The following is a 16,854-nucleotide window of genomic DNA, read 5'->3' on the forward strand; positions in this document are numbered from 1 at the left end:
CGAGAAGAGCGTCGAGCATGGCCCTCCTGACACCGAACCGAGCGCGGACGTCATCTGTCCCGCCTCGCACCCGCCGCGGCTGGCGCATCACGCCGTGGCTCTTCCTCGTCGTCCCGCTCGTCCTCCTCCTGACGTTCACGTACCTCCCCGTCGCGAACATGGTCTGGTGGAGCTTCACGAGCTGGGACGGCCTCAAGCCCGAGAAGATCTTCGTCGGGTGGAAGAACTACCACCGCATCTTCACCGACCCGGACATCCTCCAGGTCTTCCTCGTGAGCGCCTACTACCTCGTCGGTGCCGCGATCCAGCTCGTGCTCGCGCTCTACTTCGCCGTGATCCTCAGCTTCAGGACACGGCTCAAGAATCTCTTCAAGGGGATCATCTTCTTCCCCTACCTCGTCAACGGGGTCGCGATCGGTATCGCGTTCCTCTTCTTCTTCCGCCCCGACGGCACGCTCGACGCGCTCCTCGCGCTGTTCGGCGTCACCGACCCGCCCACGTGGCTCGGCGACCCGTCGATCGCGAACTACTCGCTCGCGTTCACGTCGGTGTGGCGGTACATGGGCCTGAACTTCGTGCTGTTCCTCGGCGCGATCCAGTCGATCCCCGAGGACGTCTACGAGGCCGCCGACCTCGACGGCGCGACCACCTGGCACAAGGTCCGGTACATCGTCATCCCGGGCATCAGCCAGATCATCGGCCTCACCGCGATCCTCGCGATCTCCGGTGCCCTGTCGGTCTTCGAGATCCCGTTCATCATGACGGGCGGCGCGAACGGCACGACGACCTTCGTCATCCGAACGATCGACCTCGCGTTCGAGTACCGCAAGCTCGGCCTCGGCTCCGCGATGGGCATCGTCCTGCTCCTGCTCGTCATCCTCATCACGATCGTCCAGAGGAAGCTCGTGCCGACCGAGAAGGGGGACCTCGCGTGAGCGCCCCGACCCTCATCCCGCCCAGCGCCGACGACGTGCGCGTCGAGCGCACCCTCACGCTCGGCGACCGCCTCCGTGCCGCGAGCGCGCGCAACCGTTCCCGGACGGCCCGCGTCTCCGGCCCCACCGCGGCAGTCCTCAAGTACGTGTCGCTCGTCGTCGCGTCGCTCGTCGCGATCGTGCCGCTGGTCACGCTGCTCTTCGCGTCGTTCAAGACGAAGGCGGAGTTCGCGGCGACGGGACCGCTCGACCCGCCGAAGAACTGGCTGAACTTCAGCAACTACTCGAAGGTTCTGCTCGAGGGCGACATGATCGTCGCGTTCGTCAACACGCTCGTCATCCTGGCCGTCGCGCTCGTCGGTACGATCCTGCTCGGCACGATGACGGCCTACGCGATCGACCGTTTCAACTTCCGGGGCCGCGGGCTCGTCATGTCGGGCTTCCTCGTCGCGGCGCTCGTCCCCGCCGTGACGACGCAGGTCGCGACGTTCAAGATCATCAACTTCCTCGGCGTGTTCAACACGCGTTGGTCGGTCATCCTGCTGTTCCTCGGGACCGACATCATCGCGATCCAGATCTTCATGCAGTTCATGCGGTCGATCTCGCGCTCGCTCGACGAGGCCGCGATGCTCGACGGCGCCAACCGGTTCCGCATCTACCGCTCGGTCATCCTGCCGCTCCTGCGCCCGGCGATCGCGACGGTCGTCATCATCAAAGGCATCGCGATCTATAACGAGTTCTACCTCCCCTTCCTTTACATGCCGAGCGGCGACCTCGGTGTCCTCTCGACCGCGCTGTTCCGCTTCAAGGGTCCGCAGGGCTCTGAGTGGGAGCTCATCGCGGCTTGTACGATTCTCGTGATCGTGCCGACGTTGGTAGCGTTCCTCGCCCTCCAGCGGCACATCTACTCAGGCCTCACCTCTGGAGCGACGAAGTGACGAACCCTCAGGTCCCCTCGACCACGATCCGGGACCTCCGTGACGGATGGACGGTACGCGCGACCCGCGGCCCCGTTCCCTCCGGCCTCGAGCTCGGCGCGGTGCCCGCCACCGTGCCCGGCTCGGTCCACACCGACCTGCTCGCCGCCGGGATCATCCCGGACCCGTACCTCGACAGCAACGAGCACGTGCTCGCCTGGATCGGTGCGTGCGACTGGGAGTACCGCACGACGTTCGCGTGGAGCGCCGAGGGTCACGACCGCCACGAGCTCGTGCTCGAGGGCGTCGACACCGTCGCGACCGTGACGGTCAACGGCGTCGAGGTGGGCCGCACCGCCAACATGCACCGCTCCTACCGCCTCGACGTCGCGGCCGCGCTGCGCGAGGGCGACAACGAGCTCGTCGTCGCGTTCACGTCACCCATCAGCTACGCGAACCAGCAGGCGCTCGAGCTCGGGATCCGCCCGCAGTCGGGCAACGCGCACCCGTTCTACGCGATGCGCAAGATGGCCTGCAGCTTCGGCTGGGACTGGGGCATCGCGACCGCGACGAGCGGTCTGTGGAAGCCCGCGCGGCTCGAGTCGTGGTCGACGGCCCGCCTCGCCGCGGTCCGCACCGAGGCGCTCCTGCCCGACGGTGCGACCGAGGGTGCACGCGGCGTCGTCCGCGTGAGCGTCGACGTCGAGCGTGTCGCGGACGTGCCGCTCACGCTCACCGTCGCCGTGGGCGACGCGACGACGACGGTCGACGTCCCGGCCGGCGCGACGAGCGCGACGGCCGACGTCGAGCTCGCGTCCGTCGAGCTCTGGTGGCCCCGCACGCACGGCGCCCAGCCCCTCTCCGACGTCGACGTGACGCTCGCCGCGGACGGCACCGTCGTCGACGCGGCCCACCGCAGGGTCGGCTTCCGCACGATCACCCTCGACATGACCCCGGACGAGCACGGCACGAGCTTCACGTTCGTCGTCAACGGCGAGCCCGTGTGGATCCGCGGCGCCAACTGGATCCCCGACGACGCGTTCCCGCACCGCGTGACGCGCGAGCGCTACGCCGCCCGCGTCCGCCAGGCCGCGGACATGAACATGAACCTCCTGCGGATCTGGGGCGGCGGCCTCTACGAGACCGAGGACTTCTACGACGCGTGCGACGCGCAGGGCCTGCTCGTGTGGCAGGACTTCCCGTTCGCGTGCGCCGCCTACCCGGAGGAGGAGCCGCTGCGCTCCGAGGTCGAGGCCGAGGCGCGCGAGAACGTCGCCCGCCTGGCCCACCGCGCGAGCCTCGCGCTGTGGAACGGCTCCAACGAGAACATCTGGGGCTTCCACGACTGGGCGTGGCAGCCGCGCCTCGCCGGCGCGAGCTGGGGCCTCGGGTACTACACCGAGCTGCTTCCCGCGATCGTCGCGGAGCTCTCGCCGGGCACGGGCTACACGCCGTCCTCGCCGTGGTCGGGCACGCTCGACCTTCACCCCAACGACGTGCAGCACGGCTCCATGCACTCGTGGGAGGCGTGGAACCGCCGTCCCATGAGCGCCTACCTCGAGGACGTCCCGCGCTTCATGGCCGAGTACGGCTGGCAGGCCCCGCCGACGTGGGCGACGCTCACGCGTTCGATCCACGACGAGCCGATGTCGCCCGAGTCGCCCGGCATGGTGACGCACCAGAAGGCCATGGACGGCAACAACAAGCTCTGGTACGGCCTGCTGCCGCACTTCGAGCTGCCCTCGGACATGGACGCGTGGCACTGGGCCATGCAGCTCAACCAGGCGCGCGCCCTGCGCACGGGCATCGGCCACCTGCGCTCCCACGCCCCCGTGTGCATGGGCTCGGTCGTCTGGCAGATCAACGACTGCTGGCCCGTGACGTCGTGGGCCGCGGTCGACGGCGACGGCCGCCCCAAGCCGCTCGCGTACGAGCTCGCGCACCAGCACGCCGACCGGCTCGTCACGGTGCAGCCCCGCGAGGACGGCCTCGTCGTCGCGGTGCACGACGACAGTCCCGAGCCGTGGTCGGGCGACCTCGTGCTGCAGCGCGTCTCGTACGACGGTGACGTGCTCGCGTCGGCGACCGTGCCCGTCGAGGTCGAGGCGCGCGGCATCGTCGTCGTGCCCGTCCCCGCGGACGTCGCGACTGCCGGCGACGCCGCCGTCGAGCTCGTCACGGCGACGCTCGGTGACGTGCGTGGCGTGCGGTTCCTCGCGGAGCCGCGCGACTCGCGGCTCGCGTCCGACCCCGGTCTCACGGTCGACGCGACCGTCGCGGAGGGCCCCGAGGGCTTCGTCACGACCGTGACGATCACGCCCGACGTCGTCGTCCACGACCTCGCGCTGCTCGTCGACAAGATCCACCCGGACGCGCGCGTCGACGACATGCTCGTCACGCTGCTGCCGGGGGAGACCGCGACGTTCCGCGTCAGCTCGCCCGTCGCGGTCGACGTGGCGGCGCTCATGGACCGCTCCGTGCTCAAGCACGCGGGCCAGCTCGTCCGTTCCTGAACCGGTCGCGGCAGTGGCACCCCGGGGTGCCGCCGTCGCCTCCGCACGCACCTCACCGGGGCGGGCGTCCACCTTCCCGGCCGCACGACGACGAAGGGCTCACCGATGATCCCCTGGACCTCCCTGCCCACGCACCGTGCCTGGCTCGACCAGCACGTCCGCGACCTCCTCGACTTCGGGCGCGCGCACGTCGTCGCCCCCGGCGGCGGCGCCGCCTACCTCGGCGACGACGGTCGGCCCTGGACCGACCGCGGCGTGCAGACGTGGATCACGTGCCGCACCGTCCACGTGTACGCGCTCGGCGCGATGCTCGGCGTGCCGGGCTCAGCGACCGTCGCGGCCGGCGCGCTCGCGGGCCTCACCGGCCCGCTGCGCGACACCGAGCACGGTGGCTGGTTCCACGCGCTCGATGCGCAGGGCACGCCCGACGTCGCCTCGGGCAAGTCCTGCTACGACCACGCGTTCGTGCTGCTCGCCGCGTCGAGCGCGACGCTCGCCGGCCTGCCGGGGGCGCGCGAGCTGCTCGACGAGGCGTGCGCCGTCTACCTCGAGAAGTTCTGGGACGAGTCCGTCGGCCGGGCCGTCGACACCTGGGACGTGACGTTCTCCGAGCTCGACACGTACCGCGGCATCAACTCGAACATGCACTCCGTCGAGGCGCTCCTCGCGGTCGCCGACGCGACGGGTGACGCCGCGTGGCGCGACCGCGCGGCGAGCATCGCGAGCTTCGTCGTCGAGCTCTCCGGGCAGCACGACGGCCGTCTGCCCGAGCACTTCGGGCCCGACTGGGTCGCCGACCTCGAGCTCAACGCCGACCGCCCGGGCGACCAGTTCAAGCCGTACGGAGCGACGATCGGCCACGGCTTCGAGTGGGCGCGGCTCCTGCTGCACGTCGAGAGCGCGCTCGGGCTCGCCGCCCCGGACGACCTCCTGCCCGCCGCCGTCGCGCTCTTCGACCGCGCGACCGCCGACGGCTGGGACGCCGACGGCGCCGAGGGCTTCGTCTACACGACCGACTGGACCGGGCAGCCCGTCGTCCGCGACCGCATGCACTGGGTCGCCGCCGAGGCCGCCGCCGCGGCCGACACGCTCCACCGCCGCACGGGCGAGGACCGTTACGCCGAGCTTTACGCCCGCTGGTGGGACCACATCGTCACGCACGTCGTCGACCACGAGCACGGATCGTGGCACCACGAGCTCTCCCCGACGCTCGAGCCCGCTGGCACCGTGTGGCCCGGTAAGCCCGACCTCTACCACGCAGTGCAGGCGGCGCTCCTGCCGCGCCTCCCGCTCGGCCCCTCGATCGCGCGCGCCGTCGCGGACGGGCAGGTGGCGTCATGACCCGCTTCCTCGTGGTCGGCGAGGCCCTCGTCGACGTCGTCCCCGGGTCTGAAGGACCGCGCGACCTGCCGGGCGGCTCGCTCGCGAACGTCGCCCTCACCCTCGGCCGGCTCGGCCGGGACGTCACCCTCGTCACCGCGCTCGCGGACGACGAGCGCGGGCGGCTCGTGCGCGGCTGGCTCGAAGCGTCTGCGGTGTCCGTCGCGGCGCACGTGCCGTCGACCGGCCGCACGTCGTCGGCCGCCGTGACGCTCGATGCCGCGGGCGTCGCGTCCTACGAGTTCGACCTCGCGTGGGAGCTCGGTGACGTGTCCGTCGCGGACGCCGACGTCCTGCACGTCGGGTCGATCGCCCTGTTCCTCGAGCCTGGCGGAACCTCCGTGCGCGACGCCGTGCGCCGCGCACGCGGCCGCGCCGTCGTCGGCGTCGACCCCAACATCCGGCCCGCCCTCGTCCGCGACGGCGACGCCGTGCGGGAGCGCGTCGAGGAGATCGTCGCGCTCGCGGACGTCGTCAAGGTGTCCGACGAGGACCTCGCCTGGTTCGCGCCCGGCGCCGACCCGCTCGACGTCGCACGCCGCTGGTCCGCGTGGGGCGCAGGGCTCGTCGTCGTCACGCGCGGCGGCGACGGCGCCTGGCTGCTGCGGCACGACGGCACCCTCCTCGAGGTGCCCGGGCGGCGCGTCGACGTCGTCGACACCGTCGGTGCGGGCGACACGTTCATGGGGGCGCTGCTCGACGCGCTCGCGACGCGCGGCGTCGCTGGCGCGGACGGTGCCGCACGCCTCCGCTCCCTGTCCGACGCGGCAGTCCTCTCCGCTGCCCGCGCCGCGGCGGCAGCCGCGTCCGTCACCGTCTCCCGCGCGGGCGCCAACCCGCCCACGCGTGCCGAGCTGCGCGACGTCCTCGGACCCGTCGCCCCCGTGTCCTTCGCCGGCGCGCCGTGCACGGGCATGACGTGGGGCTGGACGGGCGTCCGCGGCACGTGGACGGGGCCGGCCGCCGAGCGCTCGATGGACGAGCTCGCCACGCTCGGCGTCGACTGGGTCGCCGTCGCGTTCACCGCGCAGCAGGCGACCGCGCAGTCGACCGAGATCCCCTTCGGCGACGAGCCCACCGTGACCGACGACGAGGTGCGCGCCGCGATCCGCGCGGCCAAGCAGCGCGGCTGGAAGGTCTGCCTCAAGCCCGTCGTCGACTCCGCCGACGGCACGTGGCGCGCGTTCATCGGCTTCTTCGATGCCGACGTCCCCGGCGAGCCCACGTGGGCGCAGTGGTTCGAGCAGTACACGGCCTTCGTCGTCCACCACGCGCGGATCGCCGCCGAGGAGGGCGTCGAGATGCTCTCCGTCGGCTGCGAGATGGTCCGCGCCGACGGCCGCGACGCCGAGTGGCGCGCGCTGGTCGCCGCCGTGCGCGAGGTCTACTCGGGCCTCGTCACCTACAACTGCGACAAGTACCAGGAGGACCGCCTCACGTGGTGGGACGCGGTCGACGTCATCTCGTCGTCCGGCTACTACCCGACCGGCACGTGGGAGCAGCACCTCGACCGCATCGAGGCCGTCGTCGAGCGCGAGGGCAAGCCCTTCGTCTTCCTCGAGGCGGGCTGTCCCAGCCGTGACACGTCGCCCGCCCGGCCCAACGACTGGGCACTCGCGGGCGAGCCGTCGGGGCAGGCGCAGGCCGACTACCTCGCCGAGATGTTCGAGGCGTGCGCGCGACGGCCCTGGGTCCAAGGCTTCTTCCTGTGGGACTGGCCCGCCGAGCTCTACGCACCCGAGGACGCGCCGTCGAACACCGACTACTGCATGTACGCCAAGCCCGGCGCTGACGTCGTCCGGGACGCCTACGAGGCGATGCGCACGCGCTAATCCCGCTGCCTACCCGCGAGGTCGCTGCCTAGAGCCGAGGTCGCTGATCACAATCAGCGACCTCGGCTCTAGGCAGCGACCTCGGCGTTGATGGGGATCAGTACGCGACCGTGAAGCGGGCCCGACGGTGCGCCGGGGTGACGATTTCGGCGACGAATGCGGTGGCGAAGTCCTCGCCGCCGATGAACGACTGGCCCTCGTCGTCGACGAGGAGCACGTCACCACCCGTGCGGTACGTGCCCACGCGCTCGCCCGGGGCGTAGGAGCCGTAGCCAGCGGCGGGGCTCACCATGAACCAGTCGAGGCCCGCGTCGGAGGCGCGGAGGTCCTCGAGCACGGCGGACATCGTCAGGGCCTCGTCGCGGAACGCTTCGGGGAAGTCACCGTCGACGACGCGCGGGCCACCTTCGGCAACGAGGAGTGAACCCGCGCCACCAACAACACCGAGTCGCGCACCAGCGGCCTGGGCTGCGGCTGCGGCACGGCCGATGACCTCGCGGAACGGCGTGAGGAGCGGGCCACGCGGTGCGAGTGCCGAGACGAGAACGTCGGCGCCCTGGGCTGCGGCCTCGATGGTCGCGGCGTCGGCCGCGTCACCGGTGACGTACGTGACGCCCTCGACGGGCGAGGCCGGGGTGTTGCGCGCGACGGCGGTGACCTCAAGGCCGCGGGCAAGGGCCTCGCGGACGATGTTCGTCCCGGTGTAGCCGGTTCCGCCGAGCACGGTAATGCGGGTCATGGGTTCCTCCTGGGTCTGGTCGCCGCGTCGTTCGCGGCCTATGCTTACCGTAGGTGAGTCACTCTCCGGCGGGAAGTACGCACTTTGAGGTGCGTGGAAGGACATGAACGGACGTGGACGACGAACTGCTGTGGGACCCCTTCGAGCGCGGCTGCCCCTCGCGGCTGCTCCTCGACCGCATCGGTGACCGCTGGACCGTCCTCATCGTCGGCGCGCTCGCGGACGGATCGCGGCGCTTCAGCGAGCTCGCACGCACCGTCGACGGCATCTCCCAGAAGATGCTCACCCAAACCCTGCGCTCCCTTGAGCGCGACGGCCTCGTCGACCGCACCGTCCACCCGACCGTCCCGCCGCGCGTCGACTACGAGCTCACCGAGCTCGGCCGCTCGCTCACGGAGCCGCTCGCCGCGCTCTCCCGCTGGGCCGTCACCCACATGGACGCCGTCGTCGACGCGCGCGACCTCTACGACGCCGGGCTGCCGGGCGCCGCCGTCGGGCCCCAGGCAGAGCGGAGCGCGCCGTGACGCCCGACGTCCGCGAGCTCGCGGACTTCTTCGACGCCGAAGCGCGCGGCTGGGGCCGCCCCGCACCCGCTGCGCCCGGACCGCGCGCGAAGGAGACCGAGGTACGCGCGCACCTCGCCGCGCTCCTCACGCTGCGCCCGCCCCGACCCCTGCCCGGGCACGTCGCCGACGCGCTCGACACGCTGCTCGCGCGCGAGGCCGCAGCCCGCCCCGTCACGGACGCGGCGACGCTCCCGCGGCTCGCCGACGACGGGCCGCTCGCGTCGGTGAGCCTCTGGCAGGGTGACCTCACGACGCTGCGCGTCGACGCCGTCGTCAACGCCGCGAACTCCGCGATGCTCGGCTGTTTCACGCCCGAGCACGCATGCGTCGACAACGCGATCCACGCCGCGGCTGGCCCGGGCCTGCGGGCCGAGTGCGCCGACCTCGTCGGGGCCCAGGGCCACCCCGAGCCGACGGGCTCCGTGCAGGTGACGAGCGCCTACCACCTGCCGGCGCGGCACGTCCTCCACACGGTCGGCCCGGTCGTCCACGAGGGCGGGCCGACGGCGACCGACGCCGCCCTGCTGCGGTCCTGCTACCTCGCGTGCCTCGAGGCCGCGCGGCGCGCAGGTGACGCGTCGGTCGCGTTCCCGGCGATCTCCGCGGGCGCGTTCGGCTACCCGCCGTACGAGGCGGCGACGGTCGCGGTCGCGTCCGTCGTCGAGTGGCTCGCCGCGCACCCGGGCGCGGGGATGCATGTCGTGCTCGTCGCCTACTCGGCGGCCTCCCGCGAGACCTACGAGGACGTGCTCGCGGCGCGAGCGTCGTAGGAGAACCGCACGCCAGGGCAGGCCGCCTACGCGCGGTTCCCAGTCGTGCGCGCGGGTTTGAACACGCGTGCGCGACTGGAAACCGCGCGTAGCCGTGCCGAGCTCTCGCGGAGCTCGTCCGCCCGTCGGTGTTCACTGAGGGTATACACCGGGTGTACAGTCCTGCTCATGACGGTTCCCATGGCGCTGCTCGCCTTCCTCGACGCGGGCCCCACGCACGGCTTCGCGCTCAAGCGACGCTACGACGAGCTCCTCGGCCAGGGTCGCGAGCTCAAGTACGGCCAGGTGTACTCGACGCTCGCGCGCCTCGAGCGCGACGGCCTCGCCGGTGGCGTCGGCATCGAGCAGGGGGAGGGTGCCGACCGCAAGGTCTACGCCATCACGCCCGACGGCGCCGGCGAGCTCGACGCATGGCTCTCCACGCCTCACGTCCCGTCGGGCCGCCCGTCCGAGCTCTTCACCAAGGTCGTCCTCGCGCTCGTCGCGGGCAGGTCCGCGACCGACGTCCTCGACGGCCAGCGCGCCGCCTACCTCGCCCGCATGCGCGAGCTCACCGCCGCCCGACGCGCGGGCGACCTCGTCGACCGGCTCGCGGGCGACTACGAGATCGCGCACCTCGACGCCGACCTCCGCTGGATCGAGCTCGCCGGAGCCCGCCTCGACCAGCTCGCCGCGGAGGTCCGCGGCGGCAGCCACCCCCTCACGCCCCTCACCGAGGAGACCCGATGACCACCCCCGTCCTCACCGGCACGCACCTCGCCAAGTCGTTCGGCCCGACGACCGCGCTCCTCGACGCGAGCGTGTCCGTCGCACCGGGCGAGATCGTCGCCCTCATGGGCCCCTCGGGCTCGGGGAAGTCGACGCTCCTCCACCTCCTCGCGGGCCTGCTGCGTCCCGACGCGGGCACGGTCGAGCTTGCGGGGCAGCGCATCGACGCGCTGAGCGAGCGACGCCGCTCCGACGTGCGACTGCGCCAGCTCGGCTTCGTGTTCCAGCACGGCGAGCTCGTCCCCGAGCTCACCGTCGTCGAGAACGTCGAGCTGCCCCTACGCCTCACGGGCACGAAGGCCGGACCCGCGCGGGCGCGGGCGCTCGAGATGCTCGACCGCCTCGGCGTCGCAGCCGAGGCCGACCGTCGCCTCTCGGAGGTGTCGGGCGGGCAGGCCCAGCGCGCCGCGGTTGCCCGCGCGCTCGTCCACACGCCGCCCGTCGTCCTCGCCGACGAGCCCACGGGCGCCCTCGACACGGTGACGGGCGAGCTCGTCCTCGAGGCGTTCGTCGACGCCGCCCGCGACCAGGGCAGCGCCGTCGTCCTCGTCACGCACGACCTCCGCGTCGCGTCGTACGCCTCCCGGGACATCCTCGTGCGTGACGGCCGGACCGTCGCGGGCGCGGCGCTCGAGGCCACGCCGCGGTGAGCGCGCTCCTCGCTCTCTCGTGGCGGCTGGCCAGCGCGGGTGGCTGGTTCCGCCTCGGCGCGACCGTGCTCGCCAACGTCATCGGAGGCGTCACCGTCGTGCTCCTCGCGGCGCTGCCCGACGCCTTCGCGTCGCCGTACGCGAACCCGGACGACGAGACCAGCGCGCTGCCCGTCCTCGTCGGCGCTCGCGTCCGGCTCACGCCCGAGCTGCTGAGGGCCGAGTCATGACGACGCTGCTCCCCGTCGCCTGGCGTCTTGCACGTGCAGGCGGCACGTATCGGCTCGCCGCTCAGGTCGGCGTCAACGTCCTCGGCGGGCTCCTGCTCGCCCTCTCCCTCGCGGTGCCGCAGGCCGTGCTGTCCGACGGGGCATCGACGGACGAGCTGCTCACGCTTGTCGCGCTCCTGACGATCGTCCTCCTGCCGCTCGCTATCCTGCTCGTCGCATCGGGCCGCCTCTCCGGCGCGACGCGCGACCGACGCCTTGCAGCGCTGCGCGTGCTCGGGCTCGGGCCATGGCGGACGCGGGCCGTCGGGGCGACCGAGGCGGGACTGCTCGCCGGGGCCGGGGCGCTTGCTGGGGTGGGGCTCGCCGCCGCGGTCGCCCCGCTTGTCGACCTCGCCGTGCATGCAGCACCCGAGCGGGCCGACTGGTTCGTCGCCCCGCTGCGTGTCACCGTGGCCGGGTCGACCGCGGTCGTCGTCGGTCTTGTCCTCCTTGCGGGGCTCGCGTCGATCGCCGGGACCTGGAGGCTCACCGGCAACCCGCTCGCGCAACGCGCGACGAGCACTCGCCGGACACCAGCACCGTGGGGCCTCGCGCCGTTCGGTGCTGGAGCCGCCATCGTCGCCTGGGGCGTCCTCGGCCTGCCCGGAACGATACGGATGCTCTACGGGGGTGAGGTGGTCCTCGGTGTCGCGCGCGTCGCCGACATCGACGAATCGCCCATCCCGGTCCTCGTCGTCCTCGGTGCGGGACTCGTCCTGCTGACGGTCGGCGTCGTCACCCTGCCAGGCGTGCTCACGGCGTGGGTCGCCGGTTGTCTCGCCCGCAGCCGCAGCACGGCCGCGGTGCTCGCGGGCCGCGGTGTGCAGACGGAGCCCGCGTCCGTCCCGCGCATCGTCGCGGGGGTTGCCGTCGTCGTCCTCCTCGCGACGTGCGCCGCGGGCTACCTCGGAGCGCTCACCGGGGACGCGACCTACCAGACGGAGCGGGCCCAGGTCGCAGGCGGGCCTGTCGCGGTCACCGTCATGCCGCCCGACCTGCCGGACACGGGTGGCCCGGCAGCGACCGCGCAGCCCACCGTCGCCGATCTCGACAGCCTGCGCGCGGTGCCCGAGGTCCTCGCGGCACTGCCCGACCTCATCATGGCTCGCGGTCCTGACGGTCAACGGATGAGCGGTCTGGGCTGGCAGCCGTTCGTCGGGACGTGCGCCGAGCTGCGTGCGGTCATGGTCGTCGACGGCTGCCGTGACGACACAGCCGCGCGGATCGTCGGACGTGCGAGCGACCCCCCGCCGACCGAGACGATCGAGCTGGCGACGTTCGACGCTGCCTACGACCTCGTCCGGACACCCGTGAGGCTCGACGGCGAGCCGATCCGCGCCGACGACGCCGCGACCGCCGCGCGCTGGGGCCACCCCGGGGTCGAGGTTTGGACCGAGTCCCTCATCCCCTACGGCTACTTCGTGCCCGTCTCCCTGCCCGGGGTCGACACGATCCCCATGGCGTACGCGTCCGTCGTCATCGAGGGTGGTCCGGCGACGTGGCAGCGGGTGCGCGAGGGCATCACCGCGCGCGGCTTCGACATGGGTGAGATCGACCGCGACACGTTCGACGAGGTCGAGCTGCTGCGCGCGCAGCTCCTCGTCGGCGTCGCGGGGATCGTCGGCGTCGCGGGTCTAGGCATCGTGATCACCGCGATCGACCGGGTGCGCGCACGTCGCCGCACGCTCGCGAGGCTTGTCGCGCTCGGTGTCCCGGCGCGTACGCTCCTCGCTGCCCAGGCCTGGCAGGTGCTCCTGCCGCTCGCGATCGCAGTGCTTCTCGCGGGAGGCGTCGGGCTCGCCGTCGTCGGGGCGGTCGCGCACTCGGCAGATCTGGGCGTCGAGGTTGTCAGCGCAGGGATGCCGCTCCTGCTGGCCGTCGTCGGGATCGTCGTCGTGCTCGTGCCGCTCCTCACGCTGCCTGCGGCAACGACGCGCCTCACCCCGGAGCTGCTCCGCGAGGAGTGAGGAACGGGCGGGCCGCGCCGGCGCTGGGGGACGGCGCGGCCCCCTCTTGCCCGTCCCCGCTCCGCGCGGCCGCGCGGCCGGGCGGCTACCGCAAGTGTGTGCTCTACCCGCGGACCGAGACCCGCGGGTAGAGCACAGAGTCGCGGGTGGGCGTGGCGCCGCCGGACCAGCGACACCCGTCGCCGCGCCGATAGGGTCGGCGGGTGGGAATCACGGAGCATGCGCGGGTGTGGCGGCGGTGGGTCGACCCGCTCACCGCGTCGATCCTCGGGCTCCTCGTCCTCGGTCTCCTGCTGCCCGCGCGAGGTGCAGTCGGCGACGTGCTCGACGGCGTCCGCGACGGAGCCGTCGTCCTCCTCTTCCTCCTGTACGGCGCGCGCATGCCGTCGGGCGAGCTGCTGCGGGCTATGCGTCGCATCCGTGTGCAGGGGACGATGCTCGCCGCGACGTTCCTCGTCTTCCCGCTGCTCGGGCTCGCGGTGCAGCTCGTGCCCGATGCCGTCCTGCCGCCCGATGTGCGGCGCGGGCTGCTCTACCTGTCGATCCTGCCCTCGACGGTCCAGTCGTCGGTCGTCCTCACGGCCGAGGCGCGCGGCGACGTGCCCGCGGCGCTCACGGGCGCGACCGTCTCGAACGTCCTCGGCGTGGTCGTCACGCCCGTCCTCGCGATCGCGCTGCTCGGCGCGGGCGGGACGGGTGGCGCGGGGTCCGTGCTGCTGCCTGCCCTCGGGATGCTGCTCGCGCCGTTCGTCGTCGGGCAGCTCCTGCAGCCGCTCGTCGGCGCGTGGTTGCGCGCGCACCCGCGCCTCACGCGCGTGACGGACCGCGCGACGATTCTCCTCGTTGTCTACACGTCGGTGTCCGAGGCCTCGACGTCGGGGGCGTGGGACGAGGTCACGCCCCTCGTCCTCGCGGCCCTGCTCGGGGTGTGTGCGGTGCTGCTCGCGATCATGCTCGGCCTCACGTGGTGGGGCGGCGGGCGCCTCGGGCTCACCCGGCCCGAGCGGATCGCGCTGCTCATGTGCGGCTCGAAGAAGTCGGCCGCAACCGGTCTGCCCATGTCGACCGTGCTGTTCGCGCCCGCCGTCGCGGCTGGGCTCGCCCTGCCCGTCATCGCGTACCACCAGCTGCAGCTCACGGTGTGCGTGATCCTCGCGCGCCGGCTGGCGCAGGGACCCACATCGCACTGACCGCCTCCGACGCCGCGGAGCGTGGGCGTGCTGCCGTCGCGAGCACGAGCGTCTCGATGCCCGTCACGGCACACGTGTGGTCTCCCTGGTCAGCGGCGCACCTTGACCGTCACGGTCCTCGATGAGACGCCGACGAACTTCGAGCTGCCCTTGTAGACGGCGCGCACCTTGATCGACCTCGTAGCGCGGTGGGGAAGCTTGATCTTCACAGTCCGAGGGGAGTTCTTGGACAGACGAACGGTCGTGACCGCTGCGGACCCCACGTAGATGGTCATCTTGCCTGTGAGAGGCGTCCCTGCAGCCGTTCGAGGAAGGCGCACGCGAATCGTCGGGCGTGTCCCTCGGGCGAATCTCGAAGCGGTGATTGCTGGACGGCCCGCGGCTCTGGCCCGTGTGACGGAGAGGGTCGCCGACGCGGAGGTCGCTGCCGCATCGGCCTTTGAGACGGGGCGCCGAACCTGGACCCTGTGCTTGCCGATCGAGAGCTTCGGGACGAGGAAGGAGATGTTGCCGTTGCGATCGCCCGACTTCCCGTAGTCGGTCCGAGCGACGACGGCTCCGTCGACAAGGAGCTCGAAAGGCCCTCGGCGCACTCCGGTGAACGGGACCGAGACGGACGTCCGCTCGTCCCACGGAACGGAGCGGTCCGTGAGCTTCGGCGTGCCAAGTCGGGAGGCATGACGGCTGATCGTGTGCGGCGGCGCAACGGCTGAGCGAGTCTCCGCGTAGAAGCCGTTCCCCCGGACGCGGAATCGGAAACCCGACTGGGTCCCGACCTGGTCCGACGGGAGTTCTGCCGAAACGGTAGATCCGTGGAGCGCCTGGCTCGAGACGACTCTGCCCGTGCCGTCGAGCAGGTCGATCCGGAGGGACCCGTCCGGCGCAGCAACGACACCGTGGAGAAAACCTGTGACCGTGGTGGAGATCACCGGAAATGTGCCTTCGCGATACGCGTAGTTCGGCGACACGCGTGGCGGAGCCAGCGTCAGGCTGGCGCGGTAGCCCGCAGCGAAGGGACGCACAGTGACGTCACCAAGGTCGACATCGACGGAACCGTCCACGGTGAACTCGCGGGGAGCCTCAGGAAGAGCCTGGAGAGCAGACGGCGTGAGTCGGTAGCGTCCCGGCCGAAGCTGCGCGTAGTTCAGCGACCCGTCGGAGACTTCAAGCGTGGCCTTGTGGATCCACGCCTCTCCATCGAGCTGCGCGAGGTCGAACGAGACGTTCCTTGCTGGCTGCCCGGCGGGCGTCGTGGCCTGCGCTCGCAATGCGGCGTAGCGGAGCGTGGGAATCGTCAGCACCTGGTGCTTGTCCGTGGCCGAGGGGGTGACGCTCACCGGGAGGGCGTAAAGGCTCGGGTCGTCGGGAATGAGCGTCATCGTGTAGGGCCGGCCGTCGCCGAGACCGATTCCGAGGGTCATCTCGCCATATCTCGGGAACGATGTCGCCTCGGTGTAGGTCTGGCCGTCCGGATCTCTGACGCTCACCTTGAATCCGCTCAGCGGACCTCCGTCGGGCCCTGCCGCGGTGATCGTCACCGTACGGTCGAGCCGAAGCCGGACATCGCCGAAGTCGACACGGTCGCCCCACGCGCAGCGCCGTGACGTCGGAGGGCTGAGATGATCCGCGGCGTCGATATCCAGATGGCACCACCCTGAGGTGGGATAGATGTCGATCTCGAACTGGCCACCCGCTCCGCTGGTCGCGGTGAAGAACTGGCTCGACGGCCGGTCGCGATCGACATGCACGACGCTTGCGCCGCTCAGCGGGCCGTGCGGGCCGATGAGGCGTCCGGTTGCCCGCAGCAGCCGGTGAAGTTTGATGCGGTGTGTCGTCGGCTCGTCGCGGACGATCGTATGAAACCTCATCGGCGCGAGACGTCGATCGAGGACCTCGGTCGAACGTGTGAGGACGGTGACGGCGACGGCCGCGCCATCCACGTCGGGGATCGTGAACGACCCGTTGTCTGCGGAGACATCCGCCGGGCACTGACCCAGGTCGGCCCGATCGACGACGGTCGTGCAGGTCGTGACCGTCAGTCCTGCAAGGGGGAGCCCGGCCGCGTCGACGATGATCCCTGTGGCTGCGCGGCTCTCGGGGTCGACCTGTGCGCTCGCGGCAGGTGCGACGGTGGTGACGATCGCCCCGACGAGAAGGAGGACGGTCCCGACGAAGTGCGACCGGTGGGTGTGGGCGTTGCGCATGTGTCTGCTCCGGGGTGCCGATGCCGCAGCGCTGAGGCTGGTCACGGATGTACGTGCGCGCAGGCTAGCAGTACGCACTCGTCGTGCGGAACCGGGTTGACGCAGCAGGTGAGGAGAAGTCGGGGTTGCTGTCGACGGTTCGTCCCCACACGTG

14 protein-coding genes are annotated in these 16,854 nt (G+C 71.9%); 12 read left to right on the forward strand and 2 right to left on the reverse strand.

Translation table 11 applies throughout. The annotated features are described in order from the left end of the window. Nucleotides 1-17: 17 nt before the first annotated feature. The 5 genes from IGS67_RS08140 to IGS67_RS14375 all read left to right on the forward strand — a co-directional run bounded on the left by IGS67_RS08140 (nt 18) and on the right by IGS67_RS14375 (nt 7,577). The gene (locus IGS67_RS08140; protein ID WP_192279483.1) at nt 18-935 is read left to right on the forward strand and encodes a carbohydrate ABC transporter permease; all 918 of its coding nucleotides are present in this window, start codon (nt 18-20) and stop codon (nt 933-935) included. Continuing rightward, entirely contained in the window at nt 932-1,873 is a 942-nt protein-coding gene (locus IGS67_RS08145) for a carbohydrate ABC transporter permease (RefSeq protein WP_328742055.1), read from the forward strand. Before IGS67_RS08140 ends, IGS67_RS08145 begins: the two co-directional genes overlap by 4 nt. Further along, nucleotides 1,870-4,365, forward strand: a complete 2,496-nt coding sequence (locus IGS67_RS08150; protein WP_192279485.1) for a glycoside hydrolase family 2 protein — start codon at nt 1,870-1,872, stop codon at nt 4,363-4,365. The genes IGS67_RS08145 and IGS67_RS08150 overlap by 4 nt, the downstream gene beginning before the upstream one ends. A gap of 105 nt (nt 4,366-4,470) precedes the next feature. Continuing rightward, nucleotides 4,471-5,706 (forward strand): AGE family epimerase/isomerase, encoded by a 1,236-nt coding sequence (locus IGS67_RS08155; RefSeq protein WP_192279487.1) that lies wholly within the window; start codon nt 4,471-4,473, stop codon nt 5,704-5,706. Beyond that, complete coding sequence (locus IGS67_RS14375; RefSeq protein WP_328742058.1) at nt 5,703-7,577, forward strand: PfkB family carbohydrate kinase; 1,875 nt, start codon at nt 5,703-5,705, stop codon at nt 7,575-7,577. Before IGS67_RS08155 ends, IGS67_RS14375 begins: the two co-directional genes overlap by 4 nt. Before the next feature lie 97 nt (nt 7,578-7,674). Here IGS67_RS14375 and IGS67_RS08170 read toward each other — a convergent pair whose 3' ends face one another. Beyond that, nucleotides 7,675-8,316: an NAD(P)-dependent oxidoreductase gene (locus tag IGS67_RS08170; protein ID WP_192279489.1), complete on the reverse strand. Its 642-nt coding sequence runs from the start codon at nt 8,314-8,316 to the stop codon at nt 7,675-7,677. 113 nt (nt 8,317-8,429) lie between these two features. Here IGS67_RS08170 and IGS67_RS08175 point away from each other — a divergent pair, with 113 nt between their 5' ends. The 7 genes from IGS67_RS08175 (at nt 8,430) to IGS67_RS08205 (ending at nt 14,496) form a co-directional block, all read left to right on the forward strand. Continuing rightward, the gene (locus tag IGS67_RS08175) at nt 8,430-8,840 is read left to right on the forward strand and encodes a winged helix-turn-helix transcriptional regulator (RefSeq protein WP_328742061.1); all 411 of its coding nucleotides are present in this window, start codon (nt 8,430-8,432) and stop codon (nt 8,838-8,840) included. Next, nucleotides 8,837-9,652, forward strand: a complete 816-nt coding sequence (locus IGS67_RS14380; protein WP_192279491.1) for a macro domain-containing protein — start codon at nt 8,837-8,839, stop codon at nt 9,650-9,652. Before IGS67_RS08175 ends, IGS67_RS14380 begins: the two co-directional genes overlap by 4 nt. 168 nt (nt 9,653-9,820) lie before the next feature. Continuing rightward, a complete protein-coding gene (locus IGS67_RS08185) occupies nt 9,821-10,381 on the forward strand; it encodes a PadR family transcriptional regulator (protein WP_192279494.1) in 561 nt (186 codons plus the stop codon). Next, nucleotides 10,378-11,070, forward strand: a complete 693-nt coding sequence (locus IGS67_RS08190) for an ABC transporter ATP-binding protein (RefSeq protein ID WP_192279496.1) — start codon at nt 10,378-10,380, stop codon at nt 11,068-11,070. Before IGS67_RS08185 ends, IGS67_RS08190 begins: the two co-directional genes overlap by 4 nt. Continuing rightward, a complete protein-coding gene (locus tag IGS67_RS08195) occupies nt 11,067-11,300 on the forward strand; it encodes a hypothetical protein (RefSeq protein ID WP_192279498.1) in 234 nt (77 codons plus the stop codon). Before IGS67_RS08190 ends, IGS67_RS08195 begins: the two co-directional genes overlap by 4 nt. Next, a complete protein-coding gene (locus tag IGS67_RS08200) occupies nt 11,297-13,306 on the forward strand; it encodes an FtsX-like permease family protein (RefSeq protein WP_192279500.1) in 2,010 nt (669 codons plus the stop codon). Before IGS67_RS08195 ends, IGS67_RS08200 begins: the two co-directional genes overlap by 4 nt. 203 nt (nt 13,307-13,509) lie before the next feature. Beyond that, on the forward strand, nt 13,510-14,496 hold the full coding sequence (locus tag IGS67_RS08205; protein WP_328742065.1) for a bile acid:sodium symporter family protein: 987 nt from the start codon (nt 13,510-13,512) through the stop codon (nt 14,494-14,496). 89 nt (nt 14,497-14,585) lie between these two features. Here the strand turns inward: IGS67_RS08205 and IGS67_RS08210 are convergent, their stop codons facing one another. Then, the gene (locus tag IGS67_RS08210) at nt 14,586-16,700 is read right to left on the reverse strand and encodes a hypothetical protein (protein ID WP_192279502.1); all 2,115 of its coding nucleotides are present in this window, start codon (nt 16,698-16,700) and stop codon (nt 14,586-14,588) included. Nucleotides 16,701-16,854: the final 154 nt, after the last annotated feature.

The organism is Flavimobilis rhizosphaerae (genome assembly GCF_014852685.1).
Classification (GTDB): Bacteria; Actinomycetota; Actinomycetes; order Actinomycetales; family Cellulomonadaceae; genus Flavimobilis; species Flavimobilis rhizosphaerae.

Bases quoted from the DNA above. Each gene is read 5' to 3' on its own strand.
- IGS67_RS08190 (WP_192279496.1), top strand. From the start codon at position 10,378: ATGACCACCCCCGTCCTCACCGGCACGCACCTCGCCAAGTCGTTCGGC.
- IGS67_RS08155 (WP_192279487.1), top strand. From the start codon at position 4,471: ATGATCCCCTGGACCTCCCTGCCCACGCACCGTGCCTGGCTCGACCAG.
- IGS67_RS08170 (WP_192279489.1), bottom strand. From the start codon at position 8,316: ATGACCCGCATTACCGTGCTCGGCGGAACCGGCTACACCGGGACGAAC.
- IGS67_RS08185 (WP_192279494.1), top strand. From the start codon at position 9,821: ATGACGGTTCCCATGGCGCTGCTCGCCTTCCTCGACGCGGGCCCCACG.
- IGS67_RS14375 (WP_328742058.1), top strand. From the start codon at position 5,703: ATGACCCGCTTCCTCGTGGTCGGCGAGGCCCTCGTCGACGTCGTCCCC.
- IGS67_RS08200 (WP_192279500.1), top strand. From the start codon at position 11,297: ATGACGACGCTGCTCCCCGTCGCCTGGCGTCTTGCACGTGCAGGCGGC.
- IGS67_RS08140 (WP_192279483.1), top strand. From the start codon at position 18: ATGGCCCTCCTGACACCGAACCGAGCGCGGACGTCATCTGTCCCGCCT.
- IGS67_RS08210 (WP_192279502.1), bottom strand. From the start codon at position 16,700: ATGCGCAACGCCCACACCCACCGGTCGCACTTCGTCGGGACCGTCCTC.